The sequence below is a fragment of the Campylobacter sp. BCW_4338 genome, assembly GCF_001763255.1.
In the GTDB taxonomy this organism is placed as follows: Bacteria; Campylobacterota; Campylobacteria; order Campylobacterales; family Campylobacteraceae; genus Campylobacter_D; species Campylobacter_D jejuni.
This window is the reverse complement of record NZ_MJYJ01000004.1, coordinates 1-1,027: the sequence shown is the minus strand read 5'-3', so window position 1 is coordinate 1,027 and position 1,027 is coordinate 1. Positions and strand designations below refer to the sequence as shown.

Here is a 1,027-nt window from a genome sequence, read left to right as displayed (position 1 = left end):
ATCTCCTATCCCTTGCCATCTTATCCTATCATACTTAATCTTAGCAAGAGGACTAGCTTGTATTTTAGCTAAAGCAAATTTAATCTTATTGCCTTTAGGTATAGAAAGTACAGGATAGCCTTTATTACTTACTCCTATTAAGCCCATTTGATAAACGGAATATTTATTATTGATTTTATGCTTTGAATAAGTATAAGGAAATACCAAAGCAACTTTAGTACAAGGTCCTCCAGCTACTGGAGGATTTAAACATCCACTTATACTAGCTCCTTGTATTTCATTATTAAGCATAATAGGAACATTGTCTGATTTTATTCTTTTAGCTTTTTTTGCTTTTAACTTAACTCTACCTCCATGTAAGCATACTAAAGTATTATCTTCTAATATAGGATGCATACAAGAAGTATCAAGAGTTACATTAATATCTTCTATTCTAGGAATAGTTATCTTTCTTTTTCTAGCCATGAAAAGCCTTGTGGGTTTTAAACCCACTAAGATTAAATCAAATCATAAGGAAAACATTTACACAAAACTGATTCTATTTTGTTTAATCATTCTGGCACGATTGATAAGAGCATAAAGGGCTATATCTTCATCATTTAACATTCTTTCAAATGTTTTACTGTACCTATCCCCATCAAATTCAATACTTTTCCATTCTATAAGCTCTGCTTTAGCATTAGTGATAAAAGAAATGTATTTATCTCTTTGTTTATCATGTTTGATACCTGTACATAAAGGTTTAAGTGCTTCATCATACCAAATCACTTCTAGATTTTCTTCTTGGATGATTCTTAGTGCTACTTCTTTTCTATTTTGCATTGAATAGTCTTCATTTACGCTAAAATATTTTTGTTTATAATTCATCTGCAACATTTTATCAATAGCTTCTTTTTCACTATCAAAAGAATACTCAAATTCAACACCGCCCCTTTCTCCAATATAAACAGCTTCATATTTATTGTTATTAGGATTAAACCAAATTGTAAAATGATATTCTCCTGCTGTATAATCATAATCACGCCAA

The 1,027-nt window shown here is 30.0% G+C and carries 1 protein-coding gene and 1 pseudogene; both read right to left on the bottom strand.

Going from position 1 to position 1,027, the window contains the following annotated elements:
* Nucleotides 1-465 (bottom strand): annotated as a pseudogene (locus AJN69_RS00310) (hypothetical protein); the annotation flags it as partial.
* A 57-nt stretch (nt 466-522) separates the two neighbouring features.
* Nucleotides 523-1,027 (bottom strand): hypothetical protein (locus tag AJN69_RS00305; RefSeq protein ID WP_070290172.1); only part of this gene is annotated, 505 nt, incomplete at its 5' end.